This window comes from Pseudomonas sp. A014 (genome assembly GCF_052378495.1).
Classification (GTDB): Bacteria; Pseudomonadota; Gammaproteobacteria; order Pseudomonadales; family Pseudomonadaceae; genus Aquipseudomonas; species Aquipseudomonas machongensis.
Genome location: NZ_CP199001.1, coordinates 4,100,625 through 4,123,849 on the forward strand (window position 1 = coordinate 4,100,625; position 23,225 = coordinate 4,123,849).

Below are 23,225 nucleotides of genomic sequence, written 5' to 3' on the forward strand. Positions count from 1 at the left end.
GGAAGCTCCATGCGTGCCATTCGTTGCCTGACCTTGTTGCTGTCGCTCATCGCGCCAGTGACGGCCTTCGCCGAAGGCCCTTATCAGGTGGAAATCCTCCTCCTGCGGCAGAATGCAGTGCCTGCCGTGACCAGCCCGTTCGCCCCCGAGAACTGGAGCGCCGGCGCCCCACGCCTGGCCAAGGATGCCGAACGCCCACCGGCACTGGTCGACGAAGCCACCCGCCTGCAAGCCACTGCCGACTACACTGTGCTGCTGCACAAGGCTTGGCAGCAGCAGGTGGGCAGCGAGCCCAGCCGCATCGCCGTGGGCGCCGGTGACGAGCAGTTCGGGCACTTCCCCATCGAGGGCAACCTGAGCATCGCCGAGGGCCGCTTCATCCGCATCGAGGCCAACTTCTGGGTCAACGACCTGGACGGCAATGGCAGCGTGCTGCGCAGCGAGCAATTCAAGCAAAGCAACAGCAACGTGACAAACGGCCAGCTGACCTTCCTCGACGGGGGCCACCTGGCGCTGCTGATCAGGGTCGCACCGGCTGGCATGCGCAAGCTGCCAACGATGGACCCGGAGATGATGGAGCAGTGACACGTGAGTGACGTGCAGAAGCAGGTTGCGGAAAACCCGAGCTGGAAGCGCGAATTCGACGCCGGCGCTCTGCAGCGCGGTGAGCGCTATTCCGAGCAAGGCAGGGTAGAGATTCTCTCCCACGGCGACGCACGCATCGAGGCAACCTGCAGCGGCAACGGCGACAACCGTTATCGTCAGCGGATCACCATCACCTTCAACTCCGCCGGACACTGTCATGTTCGCGGCCAGTGCACCTGCCCGGTCGGCGAGAACTGCAAGCACTGCGCCGCCGTGCTCTACACGCTAGCCCACCGCCATGCGGCACAACCGGCGGCCAGCGATCACCTGCCGCACCACCTGCAACACTGGCTGCAGGGCCTCGAGCAACGCGCCACCCCACGCCAGCCTGACGAAGACAAACGCGGCCGCATGGTCTGCTACCAGCTCATGCTGCTGGGCGATCAAGGTTGCGCCCTGCGCGTGCGCAAGGGCACTCGCACCGATGGCGACATACGCTACAGCCGGGTGCAATCGCTGTATGAACTGCTCTACGAGCCGCCCAAGTTCGTCAAGGAAGAAGACCTGCGCATCCTGCGCCAGTTGTCCGCACAGAACGCCCCCTACGGCCAGGAGCGCGGCTACGTGCTAAAAGGCCAGGAAGGCGGCGAGCTACTGCAACGGGTGCTGGAAACCGGACGCCTGATGTACATGGACGAGTTGCCGCTGCTGCGCCGCGGCCAGGAGCGCCAGGCGGAATTTCGCTGGGTGCGCCTGGACAGCGGCGAATACCGCGGCATGTGGTACAACGCCGACAAACCGCTGCTCTGCGTCCTGCCGCTGGTGCCGTTGTTTTACTTCGACGTCATGACCAGAGAAGTCGGTACCGTCGCCCACAGTCTCGACCCGCACACCGCCATCCAGCTCTCGCTCGCACCCGATGTACCGGAACACCTGATCGTGCCACTCAGCCACAAGCTCAACGCCCTGAACCACCAACTGCCGACCCCGACAACGGTCAAGCAGGAACTGCTCGACAACATCGAGCCCACACCACACCTCACCCTTGGCAGCCTGGAATTCAGCGCCTACACGCCCAAGACCGGACGCATGCAGCGCCAGATGCAGCATCGCGCGGCGCTGTCGTTCGACTACGACGGGCTGCGCGCCAGCGGCCCCGAAGACAAGCCGCTGAGCCGCCTGGTGGACAGTACCAGCCAGCATATTCGCCGCCAGCCACAGCATGAAAAGCGCCTGCGCGACACCCTGCACAAGCTCGGTTTCAAGCCTGCCACACGTCAGAGCAAGGCCCTGCCCGACAGCGCCGGCGAAATGTTCCAACTGCCCGACGACGAGACCTGGCTGCGCTTCGCCCGCGAAGACCTGCTGCGACTGCGCGAGGCAGGCTGGAAGGTGGACGTCCACCGTGACTTCGCCTTCAACCTTCACGACGTGGAAGACTGGTACGCCAACATTCAGGAAGCCCCCGGCCACGAATGGTTCGATCTGGAACTGGGCATCGTCGTCGACGGCCAGCGCCACAGCCTGCTGCCGATCGTCCTGCAGTTGCTGCGCAGCAGCCCCGAACTGCTGCGCCCCAGCGAACTTGCGCGGCGCGGCGACGATGAACACCTGTTGATCGACCTCAACCGTGGTCGCCTGGACAGCCCGGCCATGCGGGTCGCCCTGCCCTACGGCCGGATCAAGGCAGTGATGGGCACCCTCGGCGAGCTGTATCTGCACGAGGATGCCAGCGGGCCGACGTTGCGCATGGAGCGCGCCGATGCGGCACGCCTGAACGATATCGAGCACCTGCCCCTGCAATGGGAAGGTGGCGAACAACTGCGCGATCTCGGCCGGCGCCTGCGCGATGCGCGTGACCTGGAGGTCGAGCCACCCAGGGGGCTGGCCGCGACCTTGCGCCCCTACCAGCAGCAGGGCCTGAACTGGCTGCAAGCCCTGCGCGAGATGGGCACCGGTGGCATCCTCGGCGACGACATGGGTCTGGGCAAGACCCTGCAGACCCTTGCCCATCTGCTGCTGGAAAAAGAAGCCGGGCGCCTGAACCATCCAGCCCTGGCAGTGATGCCCACCAGCCTTGTGCCCAACTGGCTGGACGAAGCACAGCGCTTCGCACCCAATCTGCGCGTTCTGGCCCTGCACGGCCCCGGACGCACCCGGTTCTTTGGTGCACTGCACGAATACGACCTGATCCTGACCACATACGCCCTGCTGCCACGCGACCTCGAGCCATTGCAGGCCCAACCCTGGCACGTGCTGGTGCTGGACGAAGCACAGAACATCAAGAGCAGTACCAGCAAGGCCGCCCAGGCCGCCCGGGAGCTGCAGGCCAACCAGCGCCTTTGCCTGACAGGCACCCCCATGGAGAACAACTTGGGTGAGCTATGGTCGATCTTTCACTTCCTGATGCCCGGCTGGCTGGGCGATCAGAAACGCTTCAACCAGGATTACCGCACCCCCATCGAACGTCATGGCGACCGCGAGCGGCTGGCCCACCTGGCCAGCCGAGTACGCCCTTTCCTGCTGCGCCGCAGCAAGGAGCAGGTGGCCCGAGAGCTGCCGGCCAAGAGCGAGATGGTTCACTGGGTGGACCTCAGCGATGCACAGCGCGACACCTACGAAACGGTGCGCGTGGCCATGGACAAGAAGGTGCGCGATGAAATCGCCCGCAATGGCGCCTCACGCAGCCAGATCGTCATCCTCGATGCCTTGCTCAAGCTGCGCCAGGTGTGCTGTGACCTGCGTCTGGTCAAGGGTGTGGAAGCCAAGGGCAATCAAGCCGACAAGGGCAAGCTGGGCAGCTTGATGGAAATGCTCGAGGAACTGCTCAGCGAAGGTCGCCGAGTGCTGCTGTTCTCCCAGTTCACTTCGATGCTCGCACTGATCGAGCAGGAACTGGAAAAGCGCGACATTCGCTACAGCCTGCTGACCGGCGACACCCGCGATCGCCGCGCGCCGGTTCAACAGTTCCAGAACGGCGACAGCGAAGTGTTCCTGATCAGCCTCAAGGCCGGTGGTACAGGCCTGAACCTGACCGCTGCCGATACGGTGATTCACTACGACCCCTGGTGGAACCCGGCCAGCGAGAACCAGGCCACCGACCGCGCGTACCGTATCGGCCAGGACAAGCCAGTGTTCGTCTACAAGCTGATCACCCGCGGCACGGTGGAAGAGAAGATCCAGCAGTTGCAGCAAGAGAAAGCCGCCTTGGCGGCCGGTCTGCTCGATGGCGGGCAGGCCGGTCAGTGGCGGCTGGGGGATGAAGAAATCGAGGCACTGTTCGCCCCGCTGCCGGGCAAGCGAGGGCGCTGAATCCGGGGCGTCCCCTTCGCGTCCCGACTTGCCCGCGAAGGGAACACCGCGGTCAATCCACCAGCTGCGCGTCCTTCAACGCCCCCAGCGCCTCAAGCCAGCGCGGCTGCTGGCGATAGTCGGTGCGTGCGAAGCCTTGCCCACGCATTCCGGCGATGCGCGGCGACGGCCGCACCTTCAAGCGCTGCGCCGCACTCAGCGCGAGTTCCGCCGCAGCTCGGTCATTGCACACCAGCCCCATGTCGCAACCGGCACTCAGCGCTGCCTCGATGCGACTGGCGGCATCGCCCACCACATGCGCGCCAGCCATGGACAAGTCGTCACTGAAGATCACCCCCTCAAAGCCCAGCTCGCCGCGCAGGATGTCCTGCAGCCAGCGCCGCGAGAAGCCCGCCGGCTGGTTGTCGATCTGCGGATAGATCACATGCGCCGGCATCACCGCTGCCAGTTGGCCGCTGAGACGAGTGAACGGTACCAGATCAGCCTGGCGTAGCTGCTCCAGGCTGCGCTCATCGGTGGGGATCGCCACGTGCGAATCGGCTTCCGCCCAGCCATGCCCAGGGAAGTGCTTGCCGCAAGCCGCCATGCCAGCCGTGTTCATGCCACGAATGAAGGCACCGGCCAGTTGCGTGGCACGCTGCGGATCCCCTTCAAAGGCACGGCTGCCAACGACCGCGCTGCGCTGGTGATCAAGGTCCAGTACCGGTGCGAAACTCAGGTCCAGGCCGACCGCCAGAACTTCGGTGGCCATCAGCCAACCGCATTGTTCGGCCAGGTAATCAGCGTTGGCATTGTCGGCAATGGCACGCATGGCCGGCAAACGCACGAAGCCCTGACGCAGACGCTGGACCCGACCACCTTCCTGATCGACCGCCAGGATCAGGTCAGGACGAATAGCACGGATCGAGGCGCACAGCTCGCGCACCTGGCGTGGGCTGTCGATGTTACGGGCAAAGATGATCAGACCGGCCACTTCGGGCTGGCGCAGGAGGTGACGATCCTCGGCGGTCAACCATTGACCGGCGATATCCACCATCAGGGAGCCTTGCAGGCTGGCAGTCATAGGGTGTCCTTCATTGAATATCCAGAGAGGCCCATTGCGGGCAGGCAGCCTCGCTTATGCGCACTGGGCAATGGACCGGCACGCGCTCGAACAGGTCCAAAAGCTCGCGGTTGCGCAGGCGCACGCAGCCATGGGACAACGGCACGCCCAGCGGTTCGCTGTCCGGCGTGCCGTGCAGATAAATGTAGCGACGAAAGGTATCGACCCGTCCCAGGCGGTTGACGCCTGGCTCACAGCCACTGAGCCAGAGGATGCGGGTGAGGATCCAGTCACGGCCTGGAGATTGCGCGTGCAAGGCGGGCGACCAGACTTCACCGGTCCAGCGTCGGCTGCTGAGCACAGCCCCTTGCGGCAATCCAGCGCCGATCTTCGCCCTGACCTGATGCAGGCCACGCGGCGTGCAGCCAGAACCCTTGAGTTCACCCGCCCCCAGACGCGCAGTGGAAACGTCCAGGCGCACGCACAACGTCCCCCGGGAAAATCCGTAAAGGCGTTGGTCAGCGAGGGAGATGTGCAGGAAATCAAGGTCGGGCATGGGCGCTAGCTTAGCCGAAGCGCCCTGCCCCGCCCAGTGTTCAGGCCTTGGCTGGCGCGCCGGTGACTGCGCTCTTGCTGCGTGGCCGCAGTTGAGCGGCCGCCATGGCCTCGTCGGTTACCCCGCTATCGGCACGCATGCCGGCGGCGAGGAACGGCACCATCAGACGCATGACCTGCTCGATCGAAGTGTTGATGCCGAAATCGGTTTCAGCGATGGCGCGCAGCGCCTTGATACCGGACATGCTGAACGCCGCGGCACCCAGCATGAAATGCACGCGCCAGAACAACTCGATGGGGGGAATACGCGGTGCCGCTTCGTTGACCAACAGCATGTAGCGCCTGAACACCTTGCCGTACATGTCTTCAAGATAGCGGCGCAGGTGGCCCTGACTCTGACTGAAGGCCAAGCCCAGCAGGCGCATGAAGATCGAGAGGTCGTTGTTGCTGCGCGGCTGCACGGCCAAGGCCTGCTCCACCAGCATCTCCAGCAGTTCTTCGAGCGTCGGCTTCTGCTCGGGGCGCGCCTGACGGCGCTCGAGCTCACGCTCCAGGCTGGCACAGAACGGACCGAGGAAGCGCGAGAAGACCGCCTGGATAAGCGCCTTTTTGGAGCCGAAATGGTAGTTCACCGCCGCCAGGTTGACCCCGGCCTTGCTGGTGATCAAACGCAACGAAGTTTCCGCGAAACCTCTTTCCGCGAACAGCTGCTCGGCAGCATCGAGAATGCGTTCAACGGTTTCCGATTGGGCCATGACTTATCCGCCTGACAAACAGTTGTTTGAAACATACGTTTCAAGCACGCGCATGTCAAGGTTCGGTGACCCGACGGTCGCCCTTTTTAAAGCGCTGGGGCTCAAGCTGCAAGCCACAAATATCAAGGGCTGGGCACGACGCTCGGAAGACCGAGGCGATTTTCTTCAAGCGTGGTGCTTGCAGCAGGCCTTGTACTGTATATAATCCCAGTCACTGTATAAAAAGACAGAGCCACTCGCCATGCTGAAACTGACGCCACGCCAAGCCGAGATCCTGGCCTTCATCAAACGTTGCCTTGAAGACAACGGCTTCCCGCCTACCCGCGCAGAAATCGCACAAGAGCTAGGGTTCAAATCGCCCAATGCCGCCGAAGAGCACCTCAAGGCCTTGGCGCGCAAGGGCGCCATCGAGATGACACCAGGCGCCTCCCGCGGCATTCGCATCCCTGGTCTCGAAGCCAAGCCTGACGACAGCGGCCTGCCGATCATCGGCCGTGTTGCAGCAGGTGCCCCGATCCTCGCCGAGCAGCACATCGAGGAATCCTGCAATATCAATCCAGCCTTCTTCCATCCTCGCGCCGACTACCTGTTGCGCGTTCACGGCATGAGCATGAAGGATATCGGCATCGTCGACGGCGACCTGCTCGCCGTGCACACCTGCCGCGAAGCCCGCAACGGCCAGATCGTGGTCGCCCGCATCGGTGACGAAGTGACCGTCAAGCGCTTCAAGCGCGAGGGCAGCAAGGTCTGGCTGATTGCCGAAAACCCCGAATTCGCCCCCATCGAAGTCGACCTGAAAGATCAGGAACTGGTGATCGAGGGCTTGAGCGTCGGCGTCATTCGCCGCTGATCCAGGAGGCGTCATGCAGCAGTCCGCCCATTTATCGCAGCCCGCACAATTGCCATTGTTCGAAGCCTTTCTCGCACAGCCGGTACTGCCAGGCCTGAAAAGTCGCGAGCAGTCGCGCAAGCCCGGCCAACCAGAACTGTTCAGTGAATTGTCCCTGCGCGGCGCGCCAGGGCACTGCCAGAGCCTGTTGGCCCCTATCCTGCGCGAGCTGAGCGAAGAAGATGACGCACGCTGGCTGACACTGATCGCGCCGCCGGCGAGCCTCACGCAAACCTGGCTACGTGACGCCGGCCTTAATCGCGAACGCATCCTGCTACTGCAACCCGGAAGCAACCAGAGCGCCCTGCAACTGGCCTGCGAAGCGCTGCGCCTGGGTCATAGCCACACGGTGGTCAGCTGGCTCGGCAACGTCAATGCCAGCATCCGCCAACAGCTCGTTCGTGCCGCCACCTGCGGAAATGCACAAAGCCTGAACATCCGCCTCGGCTGATGTCCAGGCTTTGCCTGTGACGCACTGCAGTGATGGCCCAACTGGCGTGTTCAGTGCAAAACCCGCGGCCCTTCATCTCGCTCGAAGTCACCTTCGACCAGCTTACCTGCCATCTGCACACCAACGCTGAGCATGGCTTTGGCCACTTCTACATGCTGCCCCTGAAGAAATGCCTTGGCATCTTCGGAGAAATCCAGGGTAACCAGCGAACCCTCGTCCTCGGCACGGCGCAGTTCGATCCGGCCATCAGGCAATTCGACAATTTCTAGAAAGGACGTTGACATAAAGGGCCTGCTGTTCACGAAAGGCGAGTAGTGTACCAGCCGCGCCGACTGTCAGCACTCACTCAACGCTTCTCGGAAACGTCTTACAAGCCCTTTTAGGTCCTGCCGCCAGCGCTCCAACTCCGCCCGAGACAGCACGACATCCTCGACTTCATCGAGATTGACAGCCTGGATCAACGGCTGGGTGACATCTGTCTTGGCGACTTTCTTCGCGACCGGTGGTTGGAACAAATCGGCATAAGCCTTGATCAACTGCGCCAGCCAGGTCTGCGGTTGGCGTGCCAGCTCAAGCATCTCGGCCATTTCCGGAATGGCGACGGTCTTCAGGGTTTCATCGTCAAGCAACAGCTCTGCACGCGCGGCGTTCGCCTGGGGCAGACGATAGAAGCCGGCAATCTCATGGCACAGCCCGAGCAACGCCCCATACAAATGAAACACCGCCGCCTCACGCTCAGCCTGGATCAGGCCCTGGGCATTCATGGCCTGGCTCTGCTCGGCCTTGGCCATGGACTCAAGAGCCAGGCCTGCAAAGAACAGTTTCTGGTTGGTGCGGGTATAGAGTTCCTGGGCCATTTCGGATGACCTCCCATGGGCAGCAAGGCGAATAGCTGCATCATAAATGATTGGGGCCGCAAAGCGGCCCCAATTGCAACACCGACGAATCAGCGCTTGTCTTCGACCTTCCACGCCTTGCCGTCGTAGAACGCCTTCCAGCCTGTCGGCTTGCCATCGACCTCGGATTGCACGTACTGCTCCTTGGTCTTGCGGCTGTAGCGAATCACCGCCGGACGACCGTCCGGATCCTTCTGCGGTGCATCGCAGAGGAAGTGATACTTCGGATCGATCTCATGCTTGTGCGGGATGATTTCCAGCACCAGCGGCGCACGGGTCTCGCGATTTTTCGGGAACTGGCTGGCCGCCAGGAACAACCCCGAAGCGCCGTCACGCAGCACGTAGGTGTCGTCGACCTTCTCGCACTTGAGCTCCGGCATGTCCACCTTGTCCATCTTCGGTGGCGCAGCCTCGCCGCTCTTGAGCAACTTGCGGGTGTTCTTGCACGCCGGGTTGGTGCAACCGAAGAACTTGCCGAAACGGCCAGTCTTGAGCTGCATCTCGCTGCCGCACTTGTCGCATTCCAGGCTCGGCCCCTCGTAGCCCTTGATGCGGTAGCTACCCTCTTCGATCTCGTAGCCAGGGCAATCCGGGTTATTACCACAGATATGCAGCTTGTGCTTCTCGTCGAGCAGGTAGGCGTCCATCGCCGTCGAGCAGATCGGGCAGCGGTGCTTGCCACGCAGCACCAGCGACTCGGATTCACCCTCGTCGTCAGCTGCGATCTCGTCACCCGGCACCAGATTGACGGTGGCCTTGCAGCGCTCCTTGGGCGGCAGGCTGTAACCCGAGCAGCCCAGGAACACCCCGGTCGAGGCGGTGCGGATCATCATCGGCCGACCGCATTCCTTGCAGGCAATGTTGGTCAAGGTCGGCTGATTGGCTCGCATGCCGTTTTCGCTGGACTCTGCTGTCTGCAGCTTCTTGCTGAAATCACCGTAGAACTCGTCGAGCACGTTTTTCCAGTCACGCTCGCCCTGGGCCACGTCATCGAGATTCTCTTCCATGCCGGCGGTGAAGCCGTAGTCCATCAGGTTGGAGAAGCTTTCGGACAAGCGCTCGGTCACGATGTCGCCCATCTTCTCGGAATAGAAGCGGCGGTTGTGCAGGGTCACATAGCCGCGGTCCTGGATGGTGGAAATGATGGCTGCATAGGTCGACGGACGACCAATACCACGTTTTTCCATTTCCTTGACCAGGCTCGCCTCGGTGAAACGCGCCGGCGGCTTGGTGAAGTGCTGGCTTGGGTCGAGCTGGATCAACTTGAGCGTCTCGCCCTGCCCCATTTCCGGCAGCACATCGTCCTCGCCCGGCTTGGCCTGTTGTGGCAGCACACGGGTGTAACCGTCGAACTTGAGAATACGGCCCTTGGCACGCAACTCGAAATCGCCAGCCGCCACGGTGACGCTCGTGGACAGGTACTGCGCCGGTGGCATCTGGCAGGCCAGGAACTGGCGCCAGATCAGCTCGTACAGGCGCTCGGCATCACGCTCCATGCCACTGAGCTTGCTCGGGTGGGTGTTGACGTCGGAGGGACGAATCGCTTCGTGCGCCTCCTGTGCGCCTTCCTTGCTGCCGTAGACGACCGGAGCGGCCGGCAGGTACTGCTTGCCGAACTCGCTTTCGATGTAGCTGCGCGCCATTTCAACGGCATCGGTCGACAGGTTGGTCGAGTCGGTACGCATGTATGTGATGTAGCCGGCTTCATACAGACGCTGGGCCATCATCATGGTCTTCTTCACCCCGAAGCCCAGGCGGTTGCTTGCCGCCTGCTGCAAGGTCGAGGTGATGAAGGGCGCCGATGGCTTGCTGCTGGTCGGGCGATCTTCACGCTTGATCACGCTGTAGCTGGAAGTCTTGAGCTTCTCCAGCGCCGCCATGGCCTGCGCTTCGTTCAACGGCTTGAAGGCTTCACCGTTCTCGCGCGCCACTTCGAAGCGCACCTTGGCGTTCTTCGCCGTGCCCAGGTCAGCATGGACCTCCCAGTATTCTTCGGGATTGAACGCACGGATCTCGCGCTCCCGCTCGACCACCAGCTTCACAGCCACCGATTGCACACGGCCGGCGGACAGGCCACGGGCGATCTTGGACCAAAGCAGCGGCGAAACCATGTAGCCCACCACGCGGTCGAGGAAGCGCCGCGCCTGCTGGGCATTGACCCGGGCGATATCCAGGTCCCCAGGCTGCGAAAACGCCTCCTGAATGGCCTTCTTGGTGATTTCGTTGAACACCACGCGCTTGTAGCGGCTGTCGTCTCCCCCGATGGCTTCGCGCAGGTGCCAGGCAATGGCTTCCCCCTCGCGATCCAAGTCGGTTGCGAGATAGATGGTGTCGGCATCCTTGGCCAAACGACGCAACTCGTCGATCACCTTCTCCTTGCCGGGAAGGATCTCGTACTTGGCCTTCCAGCCGGCCTCTGGGTCGACACCCATGCGCGCCACCAGTTGGCGCCGGGCTTTCTCCTTCGGCGTCAGCGCCGGAGCCTCACTCGCGGTCTTGCCGCGCTTGGCCGCCGGTTCCTTGGCCGTACTGGCCGAACCGCTGGTGGGGAGGTCTCGGATGTGGCCGATACTCGACTTCACCACGTACTGGCTGCCCAGGTACTTGTTGATGGTCTTGGCCTTGGCCGGGGATTCCACAATGACCAGCGATTTGCCCATGGATCGGAGTATTCCTGAATCTGAAGATGAAAAACGCGTCAGGTGCCGGACGCGGCACCGCTATATATAGTGGCAAAAGAGTGAGGTCAAGCGCGGTCGTTCACTCGCGAGGCTTCCCGGCCAGTGCCGCAAGCCCCTCTTCGGCCTTGACCAAAGCAAAGCGTGGCACCTGCTCGCCGTCAACCTCGACCGACTCCTGGAACATCGAAAGTGGCCGCACCCAAAACCCATAGTCACCATACAGGCATTGGTAGAACACCATCCACTCTTCGCTCTCCGAGTGCCGCGCAACGCTGAAGACACGGTACTCAGGCCCTTTGTAATGCCGGTATACGCCTGGTTGTATCTGCATGCTGCCCACCCTCTTGAACAAATCCTGTAAAAAACAAAAACCGGGGCACAAGGCCCCGGCTGCTGTCCTGCGAAGCGATCAGACGCGTTCGAAGACAGTGGTGATACCCTGACCCAGGCCGACACACATGGTCGCAACACCCAGCGTACCGCCATTCTGCTTCATGACGTTGAGCAGAGTGCCGGAAATCCGCGCACCGGAGCAACCGAACGGGTGACCCAGGGCGATGGCGCCGCCGTGCAGGTTAACCTTCTCATCCATCTTGTCGAGCACTTTCAGATCCTTCAGCACTGGCAGGGCCTGTGCGGCGAAGGCTTCGTTGAGCTCGAAGAAATCGATGTCGGCGATGGTCAGACCCGCGCGCTTGAGGGCTTTCTGAGTCGAAGGCACCGGCCCATAACCCATGATCGCCGGATCCACACCGGCTACTGCCATCGAACGAATCACGGCCAATGGCTGGATGCCGAGGTCCATGGCACGCTGGCCGGACATGACGATCATGCACGAGGCACCGTCGGTGATCTGCGACGAGGTGCCAGCGGTGACAGTGCCACCCTTGGGGTTGAACGCCGGCTTGAGCGCAGCGAGGCCCTCGAGGGTGGTCTCGGGGCGAATGGTTTCGTCGTAGTCAAAGACCTTGAGGAAGCCGTTCTCGTCGTAGCCCTGCATCGGGATGATCTCATCCTTGAACTTGCCCTCGACCGTGGCCTTGTGGGCCAACTGGTGCGAACGCAGGCCGAACAGGTCCTGCTGCTCACGGGTGATGCCGTGCATCTTGCCGAGCATCTCCGCAGTCAGGCCCATCATCCCGGAAGCCTTGGCAGCGTGCAAGGACAGGTGCGGGTTCGGGTCGACGCCGTGCATCATGCTGACGTGCCCCATATGCTCGACACCACCGATCACGAATACATCGCCGTTGCCGGTCATGATCGCCTGGGCAGCGGTGTGCAGCGCACTCATCGACGAGCCGCACAGGCGGCTGACGGTCTGCGCAGCGGAAGTGTGCGGGATCGGGGTCATCAGCGACGCCATGCGCGCGATGTTCCACCCCTGCTCCAGGGTCTGGTTGACGCAGCCCCAGATCACATCCTCGACCTCTTTCGGATCGACCTTGTCGTTGCGCTCCAGCAGCTTGCTGATCAGGTGCGCCGACATGTCCTCGGCACGGGTGTTGCGGTGCATGCCACCCTTGGAACGGCCCATCGGCGTGCGACCGAAGTCGACAATCACCACGTCTCTTGGATTCAGGCTCATATCAATAATCTCGCTCTAGCTCGTGGCCGTTCAGTTGAAGAAGCGCTGGCCGTTCTTGGCCATCTCACGCAGCTTCGCAGTCGGGTGGTACAGCGGACCCAGATCGGCGTACTTGTCGGCCAGGGCAACGAACTCGGCGACACCGATCGAATCGATGTAGCGCAGCGCACCACCGCGGAAGGGAGGGAAACCGATGCCGTAGACCAGGCCCATGTCCGCCTCGGCTGCAGTTTCGACGATGCCATCTTCCAGGCAACGCACGGTCTCCAGGCACAGCGGCACCATCATCCAGTTGATGATGTCCTCGTCACTGACTTCACGCTGCTCGAAGATCACCGGCTTGAGCACGTCCAGCACGGACGCATCGGCGACTTTCTTCGGCTTGCCGCGCTTGTCGGTCTCGTAGGCATAGAAGCCCTTGCCGTTCTTCTGACCCAGGCGATTGGCTTCGTACAGGGCGTCGACGGCGGAGCGGCGGTCGTCCTTCATGCGGTCCGGGAAGCCTTCTGCCATCACGTCGCGACCATGGTGGCCGGTGTCGATGCCGACCACGTCCATCAAGTAGGCCGGGCCCATCGGCCAGCCGAACTTTTCCATGACCTTGTCGATACGCACGAAATCGACGCCTGCGCTGACCAGCTTGGCGAAGCCACCGAAGTACGGGAACAGTACGCGGTTGACCAGGAAGCCCGGGCAATCGTTGACCACAATCGGATTCTTGCCCATTTTCTTGGCATAGGCCACCGTGGTGGCGACAGCCACTTCACTGGACTTCTCGCCACGAATGACTTCGACCAGCGGCATCATGTGCACCGGGTTGAAGAAGTGCATGCCAACGAAGTTTTCCGGACGCTTGAGCGCCTTGGCCAGCAAGTTGATCGAAATGGTCGAGGTGTTCGACGCCAGAATCGCGTCTTCCTTGACCTGCCCTTCCACCTCGGCCAGCACCGCCTGCTTGACCTTCGGGTTCTCGACCACAGCCTCGACGACGATGTCGACGTTGGCGAAATCGCCATACGACAAGGTCGGGCGAATGGCGTTGAGAGCTTCGGCCATCTTCGCCGGGGTCAGGCGGCCTTTCTCGACGCGCTTGCCAAGCAGCTTGGACGCTTCGTTAAGGCCCAGCTGGATAGCTTCCTCGCGAATATCCTTCATCAGGATCGGCGTGCCCTTGACCGCCGACTGGTAGGCGATACCGCCACCCATGATGCCGGCGCCGAGTACGGCGGCCTGCTTCACGTCACGAGCGATCTCGTCGTGGGCCTTGGCTTTGCGCTTGAGCTCCTGATCGTTCAGGAACAGGCCGACCAGGCTCTCGGCGACCGAGGTTTTGGCCAACTTGGCAAAACCGGCAGCTTCGACTTCCAAGGCCTTGTCACGACCAAAGTTGGCAGCCTTCTGGATGGTCTTGATGGCTTCGACCGGGGCCGGGTAGTTCGGGCCGGCTTGACCGGCGACAAAACCCTTGGCGGTTTCGAAGGCCATCATCTGCTCGATGGCGTTGAGCTTGAGTTTCTCGAGCTTGGGCTGACGCTTGGCCTTGTAGTCCAGCTCACCGCTGATGGCGCGCTTGATCAGGTCCAGAGCACCGGCCTGCAGCAGTTCAGGCGCGACCACGGCATCGACGGCACCCACTTTCAGGGCGTCTTCAGCGCGGTTTTCCTTGCCCGAGGCGATCCATTCGATGGCATTGTCCGAGCCGATCAGACGCGGCAGGCGAACGGTGCCGCCAAAGCCTGGGTAGATGCCCAGCTTGACTTCCGGCAGGCCGATCTTGGCGCTGCTGGACATGACGCGGTAATCCGCCGCCAGGCACATCTCCAGGCCGCCGCCCAGGGCAATGCCGTTGATGGCCACGACGGTCGGCACCGCGAGGTCTTCGAAGTCGCTGAAGATACGGTTGGCTTCCAGGTTGCCGGCCACCAGCTCGGCCTCGGGCAGCTTGAAATTGTCGACGAATTCGGTGATGTCGGCACCGACGATGAACACGTCCTTGCCGCTGCTGACGATCACACCCTTGATGGAAGCGTCGGCCTTGATGGTATCCACGGCCTGACGCAGCTCGTTCAGGGTAAGGCGGTTGAATTTGTTGACGGACTCACCCTTGAGGTCGAACTTCAGTTCGACGATGCCGCTTTCAAGAGCCTTAACCGTGATGGCTTTACCTTCGTAAATCATCAACTGATCTCCACGATATGGAAGCTGAACTGTACACGCCGATCACTGACAGGAAGGCCATCTTCAAGCCCTCCCCCAGGCACACCCGTCAGCGCGCTAGTCGGGATTCTGTACGAGCGATGTGAACATACAAACGCTCAATTCATACGCCCGTTTGATTTGGGTACGCACACATTCTCCGAAAAGGTCGGCGTTGTCAAATGCTCGAAAGCACCCGGAAAACGCGACTTTCCAGTCATTTTGTAACACCAGGGGATAAAACATGATGACAGTGATTGTCGATCATTCATGTCGACGATCGGCCAATGGCTGGTGGGGTTAGTTGCGCTGCCAGCCTGCTGATTTTTCATGCGCACATTCGAGACAAGGGTCTACACTGCCCTCGAATCGAATGTTTTCCCGGCCTGCCTGGCCAGCTTCACCACTGTGGGATCAGGGTTGCCCTGCTCCCACTTTTTTTTGCGCATGCCTCAGGCGAGGGTTTCGAGTGTGTGGGCAATATCCTGCAATACAGATTTTTCGCCGCGCTCGCTCCAGTACAAGGCGATCATGCGCGTATCGGCCTCCACCTTGTAGACATTGGCCGGCAACCGCGCAAAACACTCCGCCAGACGAGGCTCCTCGCAGGGTTCACGCCATTTGTTCCACCACACTCCCGGGCTGACCTGCCAATAGCACCAGCTATCCTCACGCCCTTTGCGCCGCCCTCGGTGATACTGCGGACATGGGCTTGGCGGCTCGCTTTGCAGCCAGTGCGGCCACTGTTGGGGCGCCAGTTGCATGGCCAGGCCCATGCGCCGCCCCTCCAGGCGCAGGCTCATCTGTTCGCTCTGCTTGCGGGACGGTCGCAACCAGGCCAACGGGCTGAGAATCAGCGCAAGGATTGACACCACCAGCCATACCGTCATATCTGTAGTTCCCATAAAGCGTTGCAAATGAGCGGGTTAGTCTTTTTCACGCAAGACCTGCCAGAAAGCGACCATACTTTCATTATTGCGATTGTCAGGAGTGCCGCTCATGTCCTACGAACATCTTCTGGTTGCCGTCGACCTGACCGAAGAATGCGATCCGGTGATCAAGCGTGCCATGAAGCTCGCCGAACCCACCGGAGCCAAGGTTTCCCTGGTGCATATCGTCGAGCCGATGGCCATGGCATTTGGTGGCGACGTGCCGATGGACCTGTCGCAACTGCAGCAACAGCAGTTCGACCAGGCCAAGGAACGTATGGATCGCCTGTTCAACAAATATCCAGACATCCAGCGCGGCGATTCGCACCTGACCTACGGCCAGCCGCGCCAGGAAATACACCAACTGGCCAAGGATCAGAAGTGCGACCTGATCGTGGTCGGCAGCCATGGCCGCCATGGTCTGGCGCTGCTACTGGGTTCTACGGCCAATGACGTGCTGCATGGGGCACCGTGCGATGTACTGGCGGTGCGCTTGCAGAAGAAAGAATGATATAGCCCGAGCCGGCCCTATCGCTGGGACTTGTCCCGCGATAGGGCCGGCTCGATCGACTCAACCTTCCAGCTCGGCCCAGCGCTCGACCAGCACATCCAGCTCAGCCTGCAACTTCTCGAGCTTGGCCAGCACGTCCGACGTTTCGCCAATCGGCCGCTGATAGAAGCCAGGCGCGTTCACCTCTTCCTGCAGCACCGCCATCTTCTGCTCCAGCGCATCGATCTGCCCAGGCAGCATCTCCAGCTCACGCTGCAGTTTGTAGCTCAGCTTTTTCTTGCTACTGTCGGCCACCACAGGCGCCACGGGCTCCGGGGCGACCTCGACCGCAACCTTCTCGACCACCGCACTGTTGAGCTCGGACTTGCCGCCCTTGCTCTCGGTCACGCCCAGCAGCTTCGGCGAGCCCCCCTGGCGGATCCAGTCTTCATAGCCACCCACGTACTCACGCACCTTGCCCTCACCCTCGAACACCAGGGTGCTGGTGACCACGTTGTCGAGGAAGGCCCGGTCGTGGCTGACCATCAGTACCGTGCCCTTGAAGTTGGACAGCACTTCCTCGAGCAGCTCGAGGGTCTCGACGTCCAGGTCGTTGGTCGGCTCGTCCAGCACCAGCAAGTTGGCCGGTTTGCTGAACAGCTTGGCCAGCAACAGACGCGCACGTTCACCACCAGACAGCGCCTTGACCGGCGTGCGTGCACGCTGGGGGCTGAACAGGAAGTCACCGAGGTAGCTCAGCACGTGGCGATTCTGACCATCGATCTCGATGAAGTCGCGACCTTCGGCGAGGTTGTCGATCACCGTCTTCTCGAGGTCGAGCTGGTGACGCATCTGGTCGAAGTAGGCCACCTCCAGCTTGGTGCCGCGATCGACCTTGCCGGCGGTCGGCTCCAGGTCACCCAGCATGAGCTTGAGCAAGGTGGTCTTGCCGGTGCCGTTGGCGCCGAGCAGGCCGATGCGGTCCTGGCGCTGCAGGACCATGGAGAAATCCTTGACCAGCTTCGGCCCCTGAGGGTGCGCGAAGCTGACGTTTTCCAGCACCATCACCTGCTTGCCGGACTTGTCGGCGACCTCGATCTGGATGTTCGCCCTGCCCTGGCGCTCGCGACGCTCGCTGCGCTCCACGCGCAGGGCCTTGAGGGCACGCACACGGCCTTCATTACGGGTACGCCGGGCCTTGATGCCCTGGCGGATCCAGACCTCTTCCTGGGCCAGGCGCTTGTCGAACAGCGCATTGGCGGTTTCCTCGGCGGCCAGCGCAGCCTCCTTGTGCACCAGGAAGCTGGCGTAGTCGCCGTTCCAGTCAATCAGCCCGCCGCGGTCCAGCTCGAGGATCCGCGTGGCCAGGTTCTGCAGGAACGAGCGGTCGTGAGTGATGAACAACACGGCGCCGTTGAAGCCGCTCAGGGCCTCTTCGAGCCAGGCGATGGCACCGATGTCCAGGTGGTTGGTCGGTTCGTCGAGCAGCAGCAGGTCAGGCTCGGACACCAGCGCCTGGGCCAGCAGCACGCGACGGCGCCAGCCGCCGGACAGCTCGGCGAGGGTCTTGTCGGCCGGCAGTTGCAGGCGGCTCAGGGTGCTCTCCACGACCTGTTGCAGGCGCCAGCCGTCGCGGGCTTCCAGCTCATGCTGGACATGCATCAGCTTGTCCAGGTCGGCATCATTCTGGATGTTCTGGCTCAGGTGGTGATATTCGGCGAGCAGCGCACCGACGCCGTCGAGGCCCTCGGCGACCACATCGAACACGCTGCGATCGTCGGCCACCGGCAATTCCTGCGGAAGCTCACCGATCTTCAGTGCCGGCGCACGCCAGATTTCTCCTTCGTCGGGTTTCTGCTCACCCTTGACCAGGCGCAACATGCTCGACTTGCCGGTGCCGTTACGGCCGATAATGCACACCCGCTCGCCACGGGCGATCTGCCAGGACACCTTGTCCAGCAGCGGCATGGCGCCGAACGCGAGGGACACATCGCTGAATTTGAGCAGGGTCATGATCATCTCCAAAAACCGGGCGCGCATTCTACCTGACTTTCACGCCTACTTCGCCCCTGCGTGACATTCCGGGTGCGATGGCAGCGAGCGCTTGGCGACGCGTGGTCGGTGTTAACGATTCGATACAAGCACAGTGCTTTCATCCATCGCCGGCAAACGGCTAAGCTAAGGAAACTAGATTTCAACAGTGCTGGCTTCGCCGTCACTTTTCATGGTTCAACTGCCCGGACGTATCATGCGCAGCCGCCTGTTCCAATTCGTTTCCTGCCTGGTGCTCACCGCTACGACCGCGAGTGCTGCACAGGCCCTCGACATCACCCAGCAGCGCCAGTACTACGACGAGGCCAAGCGTGCCCTCGCCAAAGGCGACAAGGGTCCCTACCTGCGCTATGCCCAAGCGCTCAGCGACTATCCGCTCACACCCTACCTGGCCTACGACGAGCTCACCGCGCGGCTGAAGACTGCCAGCAACGAGGAAGTCGAAGGCTTCCTCGCCAAACACGGTGACCTGCCCCAGGCCAACTGGATGAAACTGCGCTGGTTGCGCTGGCAGGCCGAACGCGGCGACTGGAAGACCTTCGCCAAATACTACGACCCGAAGCTGAACTTCACCGAACTGGATTGCCTCAACGGCCAGTACCAGTTGACCAACGGCCTGCGCGCCGAAGGTTTCGCCACTGCCGAAAAACTGTGGAACGTCGGCAAGTCGCAACCTGCGGCCTGCGACACCTTGTTCGGCCTGTGGGCCGCAGAAGGCCAGCTCACCGAGGCCCGCCGCTGGCAGCGTGCCAAACTGGCGGCCGAGGCGCGCAACTACAGCCTGGCCAACAACCTGGTGCAAACGCTCACCACACTCGGCCCGCAAGGCAAGCTGCTGATCGATGTGGCGCAGAAACCCGAGCTGCTCAAGCAGCCTTCGCGCTTCATGCCGGTCAACGAAGCGATGTCCGATGTGGTCAGCCTCGGCCTGCGCCGCCTGGCGCGGCAGGATCCCGAGCAAGCCATGGCCCTGCTCGACGACTACGCCCAGCGCATGCATTTCTCCCGCGACGAGAAGGTCGCCATCGCCCGCGAAATCGGCCTCACGCTCGCACGGCGCTACGATCCGCGTGCCCTCGACCTGATGACCCGCTACGACCCGGAACTGCGCGACAACACCGTCAGCGAATGGCGCATGCGCCTGCTGCTGCGTCTCGGGCGCTGGGAAGAAGCCTACGAACTGAGCCGCCGCCTGCCCCAGGATCTGGCCGACAGCAGCCGCTGGCGCTACTGGCAGGCACGCAGCCTGGAGCTGGCACAACCCAACAACCCGCAGATCCCGCTGCTCTACAAGAACGTCTCGCGTGAGCGCGACTTCTATGGTTTTCTTGCTGCCGATCGCGCGCAAACACCGTACCAGCTCAACAACAAACCCCTGGTACTGAGCCAGCAGTTGATCAACAAGGTGCGTAACACCCCCGGCGTGCGCCGCGCCCTGGAGTTCCACGCCCGTGGCCAGATTGTCGAGGGGCGCCGCGAGTGGTACCACGTCAGCCGCCACTTCAACCGTGACGAAATGGTCGCCCAGGCCCGCCTGGCCTACGACCTGCGCTGGTACTTCCCGGCTATCCGCACCATCAGCCAGGCCAAGTACTGGGACGACCTGGACATCCGCTTCCCGATGGCCCACCGCGACACCCTGGTGCGCGAAGCCAAAGTCCGCGGCCTGCACTCGAGCTGGGTATTCGCCATCACCCGTCAGGAAAGTGCCTTCATGGACGATGCCCGCTCGCCAGTAGGCGCCAGCGGCCTGATGCAACTGATGCCAGGAACCGCCAAGGAGACCGCGCGCAAGTTCAGCATTCCGCTGGCCTCGCCTGCGCAGGTGCTCGATCCGGACAAGAACATCCAGCTCGGCGCCGCCTACCTGAGCCAGGTGCACGGCCAGTTCAACGGCAACCGCGTGCTGGCGTCGGCCGCCTACAACGCAGGCCCCGGTCGCGTACGTCAGTGGCTCAAGGGCGCCAAGCACCTGAGCTTCGATGTCTGGGTCGAGTCGATCCCGTTCGATGAGACGCGTCAGTATGTGCAGAACGTGCTGTCGTACTCGGTGATCTATGGCCAGAAACTGAACGCACCCCAACCGTTGGTGGACTGGCACGAACGCTACTTCGACGACATGTGATCCGGCCCAGGCCCTGTCGGAGCAACCGACAGGGCCTCATGTCGGACCGGGTTAACTTTCGGTTAATCAGTCTGCTCCAGCATGGTGCACTCAATGCACTGCCAAGGCGTCGACATGCGTGTTCTCCTGCTCTTCCTGACATTCCTGCTCGCCGGCCCGCTCCAGGCCAATCCCTTCGCTCCCAAGTCGGACTTCCTGCCGGTGAATCAGGCTTTCGTCCTGAGCCAGGACCGCTTGCCTTCCGGGCAGATGCGCCTGTATTTCCAGATCAAGGATGGCTACTACCTCTACCAGAAGCGCCTGAAGTTCGACGGCATTCCCGTCGATCAGCAACCGCAACTGCCTGCGGCTCTCAACCATCATGACGAGTTCTTCGGCGACAGCGCCGTCTATCGCACCGAACTCGAGTTGCTGCTGCCCGCCAACGCCACTGGCGAACTGCGACTGGGCTGGCAGGGCTGCGCCGATGCCGGGCTGTGCTATCCACCGCAAACCACCGTGATCGATCTGGGCGGCCAGGCGGTTTCTGCTGCGCCAGCCGCACCGGATGGCGGACAAGCCAGCGACCAGGCCCTGGCCAGCGGCCTTCAGCACAGCAGCCTGGCCTGGAACCTGCTGGCGTTCTTCGGCCTGGGTCTGCTGCTGGCCTTCACCCCCTGCTCGCTACCGATGCTGCCCATCCTCGCCGGGTTGGTCATGGGCAATGGTGCCAGTGCACGACGTGGCTGGATTCTGGCCGGCGTCTACGTTCTGAGCATGGCCTTGGTGTACGCCGCACTGGGTGTGGTCGCCGCGCTGCTCGGCGCCAGCCTGCAGGCCTGGCTACAGCAACCTTGGCTGCTGGGCAGCCTGGCCGGCCTGTTCGTGATCCTCGCCCTGCCGATGTTCGGGGCCTTCGAACTGCAGCTGCCCGCCGCCGTGCGTGACCGCCTCGATCGTGCAGGCCAGGGCACGCGTGGCGGCAACCTGTATGGCGCAGCGTTGCTTGGCGCGCTCTCGGGCCTGCTTATGGGGCCGTGCATGACCGCGCCACTGGCCGGTGCGCTGCTCTATATCGCCCAGAGCGGCGATGTGGTGCAGGGCGCGCTGGTGCTGTTCAGCCTGGGGCTGGGCATGGGCGTTCCACTGCTGTTGCTGGTCACCCTGGGCAACCGCTACCTGCCACGCCCTGGATCCTGGATGAACCTGGTCAAGGGCGTGTTCGGCTTCGTCTTCCTGGCAATGGCGCTGTACACCCTGCGCAGCCTGCTGCCAGAACCACTGCTGCTGGCACTGGTCGGCGCCTGGCTGATTGCCCTGGCCTGGGCTGCATGGCCTGCCCTGCAGCGTCTGCCGGCGCTGCGAGCCCTGCCGTTGCTGGGTGCGCTCTGGGGTGGCCTGTTGCTGGTCGGTGCTGCCGCCGGTGGCAACGATCTGTGGCAACCGCTGCAGCCATTCACCGGTGGTGGCGCCGCGCCGATGAGCAGCGCCCATGACCAGCGGGTTATCACCATCGACAACCCGCAGGACCTGCAGCGCGAACTGGATGCCGCCAAGGCGCGCAACCAATGGGTGTTAGTCGACTACTACGCCGACTGGTGCGTATCGTGCAAAGTGATGGAGAAACAGGTATTTGCCCGCAGCGACGTGCAAGCCAGCCTCGACGGCGTGCAACTGCTGCGCCTGGATGTCACTGCCGACACCCCCGCCAGCCGCGCATTGCTGCAACGCTACCAGGTTCCAGGCCCGCCCAGCCTGATCTGGATCGGCCCGGAAGGTGACGAGCGCCGTACCCGGCGCATCACCGGCGAAATCGACGCGGCAGCGTTCCTGCAACACTGGGCCCAGACCAGGAGTCAAGGTTGATGCTGACGGTAACCCTGGGGCCATTGACCATGGCCCTGAACCACCTGCTGCTGCTCAGTGCATTGGGCATCGCTTGCCTGGTCGGCTGGTGGGTGGCCCGCCGTGGCGGCGAAAGCCCCGAGTCGGCACTGTTCAACCTGTTTCTGGTCGGAGTCCTCAGCGCGCGTGCAGGCTTCGTCCTGGAGTACTGGGCGATGTACCGCGACGAGCCACTGCAGATCATCGACATTCGCGATGGCGGCTTCCAACTCTGGAGCGGCCTGGCGGGCATCGTCGCTGCTGCCTTGTGGCAAGGTCGACGCCGTCCGGGCCTGCGCCGGCCACTGGGCTGGGCACTGTTCAGCGGCGCCCTGTTCTGGGGGCTGGCAAGCCTGGGCAGCCACCTTTACAGCAAAGGCACCGAACTGCCCGATCTGAGCCTGCGCAACGCCAGCGGCGAGTCGGTGGCCCTGCACAGCTACCGCGGCACACCCCTGGTCATCAACATCTGGGCCACCTGGTGCCCACCGTGCCGACGGGAGATGCCCGTGCTGCAGCAGGCCCAGAGCGACTACCCCGACGTGACCTTCCTGTTCGTCAACCAAGGCGAAACACCCGAAAGCGTCAGTACCTTCCTTGCCACGACCGGCCTGAGCCTGAACCACGTGCTGTTCGACGGCAGTGGGCAACTGGCGCAACGGGTCGGCTCCATGGCCCTGCCCACCACTTTGTTCTACAACGCCGAGGGCCGCCTGGTAGGCAGCCATCTCGGCGAGCTGTCCCGCGCCAGCCTGCACAACGCCCTGGAACCTTTAAAGCGGGCCGTGGCGCCCGCCCCCGCCGTACAAGGAAAATGAC

Annotated in this window: 19 protein-coding genes; 8 read left to right on the forward strand and 11 right to left on the reverse strand. The window is 62.6% G+C overall.

Annotation, left to right across the window (positions count from 1 at the left end):
- Positions 1-9: 9 nt before the first annotated feature.
- Positions 10-585 carry a CsiV family protein gene (locus ACTYOL_RS19050; RefSeq protein ID WP_197891611.1) on the forward strand — a complete coding sequence of 192 codons (576 nt, stop codon included), beginning with the start codon at positions 10-12 and terminating at the stop codon, positions 583-585.
- A gap of 411 nt (positions 586-996) precedes the next feature.
- Positions 997-3,897: a DEAD/DEAH box helicase gene (locus ACTYOL_RS19055; RefSeq protein ID WP_371926323.1), complete on the forward strand. Its 2,901-nt coding sequence runs from the start codon at positions 997-999 to the stop codon at positions 3,895-3,897.
- 52 nt (positions 3,898-3,949) lie between these two features.
- Here ACTYOL_RS19055 and nagZ read toward each other — a convergent pair whose 3' ends face one another.
- Genes nagZ through ACTYOL_RS19070 form a run of 3 tightly spaced genes read right to left on the reverse strand, consistent with a single transcriptional unit; the run spans position 3,950 to position 6,249 of the window.
- A complete protein-coding gene (gene nagZ, locus ACTYOL_RS19060; protein ID WP_178117574.1) occupies positions 3,950-4,948 on the reverse strand; it encodes a beta-N-acetylhexosaminidase in 999 nt (332 codons plus the stop codon).
- A 22-nt stretch (positions 4,949-4,970) separates the two neighbouring features.
- A complete protein-coding gene (locus ACTYOL_RS19065; protein ID WP_151925617.1) occupies positions 4,971-5,495 on the reverse strand; it encodes a L,D-transpeptidase in 525 nt (174 codons plus the stop codon).
- A 40-nt stretch (positions 5,496-5,535) separates the two neighbouring features.
- Positions 5,536-6,249: a TetR/AcrR family transcriptional regulator gene (locus tag ACTYOL_RS19070; RefSeq protein WP_153774549.1), complete on the reverse strand. Its 714-nt coding sequence runs from the start codon at positions 6,247-6,249 to the stop codon at positions 5,536-5,538.
- Positions 6,250-6,490: 241 nt separating this feature from the next.
- On the opposite strand from ACTYOL_RS19070, the gene lexA reads away from it, so the two are divergent.
- Positions 6,491-7,099 carry a transcriptional repressor LexA gene (lexA, locus tag ACTYOL_RS19075; protein WP_054894445.1) on the forward strand — a complete coding sequence of 203 codons (609 nt, stop codon included), beginning with the start codon at positions 6,491-6,493 and terminating at the stop codon, positions 7,097-7,099.
- 13 nt (positions 7,100-7,112) lie between these two features.
- Positions 7,113-7,589, forward strand: coding sequence for an SOS-induced cell division inhibitor SulA (gene sulA / locus ACTYOL_RS19080; protein WP_197891606.1), 477 nt, complete (start codon positions 7,113-7,115; stop codon positions 7,587-7,589).
- 50 nt (positions 7,590-7,639) lie between these two features.
- Here sulA and ACTYOL_RS19085 read toward each other — a convergent pair whose 3' ends face one another.
- From ACTYOL_RS19085 to ACTYOL_RS19115, 7 genes are all read right to left on the reverse strand, one after another.
- Entirely contained in the window at positions 7,640-7,873 is a 234-nt protein-coding gene (locus ACTYOL_RS19085; RefSeq protein WP_011534820.1) for a hypothetical protein, read from the reverse strand.
- A 51-nt stretch (positions 7,874-7,924) separates the two neighbouring features.
- A complete protein-coding gene (locus tag ACTYOL_RS19090) occupies positions 7,925-8,446 on the reverse strand; it encodes a DUF6586 family protein (RefSeq protein WP_197891604.1) in 522 nt (173 codons plus the stop codon).
- Between the two features lie 89 nt (positions 8,447-8,535).
- The gene (gene topA, locus ACTYOL_RS19095) at positions 8,536-11,145 is read right to left on the reverse strand and encodes a type I DNA topoisomerase (RefSeq protein ID WP_112898835.1); all 2,610 of its coding nucleotides are present in this window, start codon (positions 11,143-11,145) and stop codon (positions 8,536-8,538) included.
- Positions 11,146-11,245: 100 nt separating this feature from the next.
- Positions 11,246-11,497, reverse strand: a complete 252-nt coding sequence (locus ACTYOL_RS19100; RefSeq protein WP_054894449.1) for a DUF1653 domain-containing protein — start codon at positions 11,495-11,497, stop codon at positions 11,246-11,248.
- A gap of 78 nt (positions 11,498-11,575) precedes the next feature.
- Positions 11,576-12,751, reverse strand: a complete 1,176-nt coding sequence (gene fadA, locus ACTYOL_RS19105; protein WP_054894450.1) for an acetyl-CoA C-acyltransferase FadA — start codon at positions 12,749-12,751, stop codon at positions 11,576-11,578.
- A 30-nt stretch (positions 12,752-12,781) separates the two neighbouring features.
- The gene (fadB, locus tag ACTYOL_RS19110) at positions 12,782-14,929 is read right to left on the reverse strand and encodes a fatty acid oxidation complex subunit alpha FadB (RefSeq protein WP_153774552.1); all 2,148 of its coding nucleotides are present in this window, start codon (positions 14,927-14,929) and stop codon (positions 12,782-12,784) included.
- A gap of 470 nt (positions 14,930-15,399) precedes the next feature.
- On the reverse strand, positions 15,400-15,837 hold the full coding sequence (locus tag ACTYOL_RS19115; RefSeq protein ID WP_063545637.1) for a hypothetical protein: 438 nt from the start codon (positions 15,835-15,837) through the stop codon (positions 15,400-15,402).
- Positions 15,838-15,946: 109 nt separating this feature from the next.
- Between ACTYOL_RS19115 and ACTYOL_RS19120 the strand changes: the two genes are divergently transcribed.
- A complete protein-coding gene (locus ACTYOL_RS19120) occupies positions 15,947-16,387 on the forward strand; it encodes a universal stress protein (protein ID WP_054894453.1) in 441 nt (146 codons plus the stop codon).
- A gap of 60 nt (positions 16,388-16,447) precedes the next feature.
- On the opposite strand, the gene ACTYOL_RS19125 is transcribed toward ACTYOL_RS19120, so the two are convergent.
- Positions 16,448-18,379, reverse strand: coding sequence for an ATP-binding cassette domain-containing protein (locus ACTYOL_RS19125; protein WP_054894454.1), 1,932 nt, complete (start codon positions 18,377-18,379; stop codon positions 16,448-16,450).
- Positions 18,380-18,614: 235 nt separating this feature from the next.
- Between ACTYOL_RS19125 and ACTYOL_RS19130 the strand changes: the two genes are divergently transcribed.
- From ACTYOL_RS19130 to ACTYOL_RS19140, 3 genes are all read left to right on the forward strand, one after another.
- Entirely contained in the window at positions 18,615-20,543 is a 1,929-nt protein-coding gene (locus ACTYOL_RS19130) for a transglycosylase SLT domain-containing protein (protein ID WP_444756927.1), read from the forward strand.
- Positions 20,544-20,657: 114 nt separating this feature from the next.
- The gene (gene dsbD / locus ACTYOL_RS19135) at positions 20,658-22,388 is read left to right on the forward strand and encodes a protein-disulfide reductase DsbD (RefSeq protein WP_444756928.1); all 1,731 of its coding nucleotides are present in this window, start codon (positions 20,658-20,660) and stop codon (positions 22,386-22,388) included.
- The gene (locus ACTYOL_RS19140; protein ID WP_063545640.1) at positions 22,388-23,224 is read left to right on the forward strand and encodes a TlpA disulfide reductase family protein; all 837 of its coding nucleotides are present in this window, start codon (positions 22,388-22,390) and stop codon (positions 23,222-23,224) included. The genes dsbD and ACTYOL_RS19140 overlap by 1 nt, the downstream gene beginning before the upstream one ends.
- Position 23,225 lies beyond the last annotated feature (1 nt).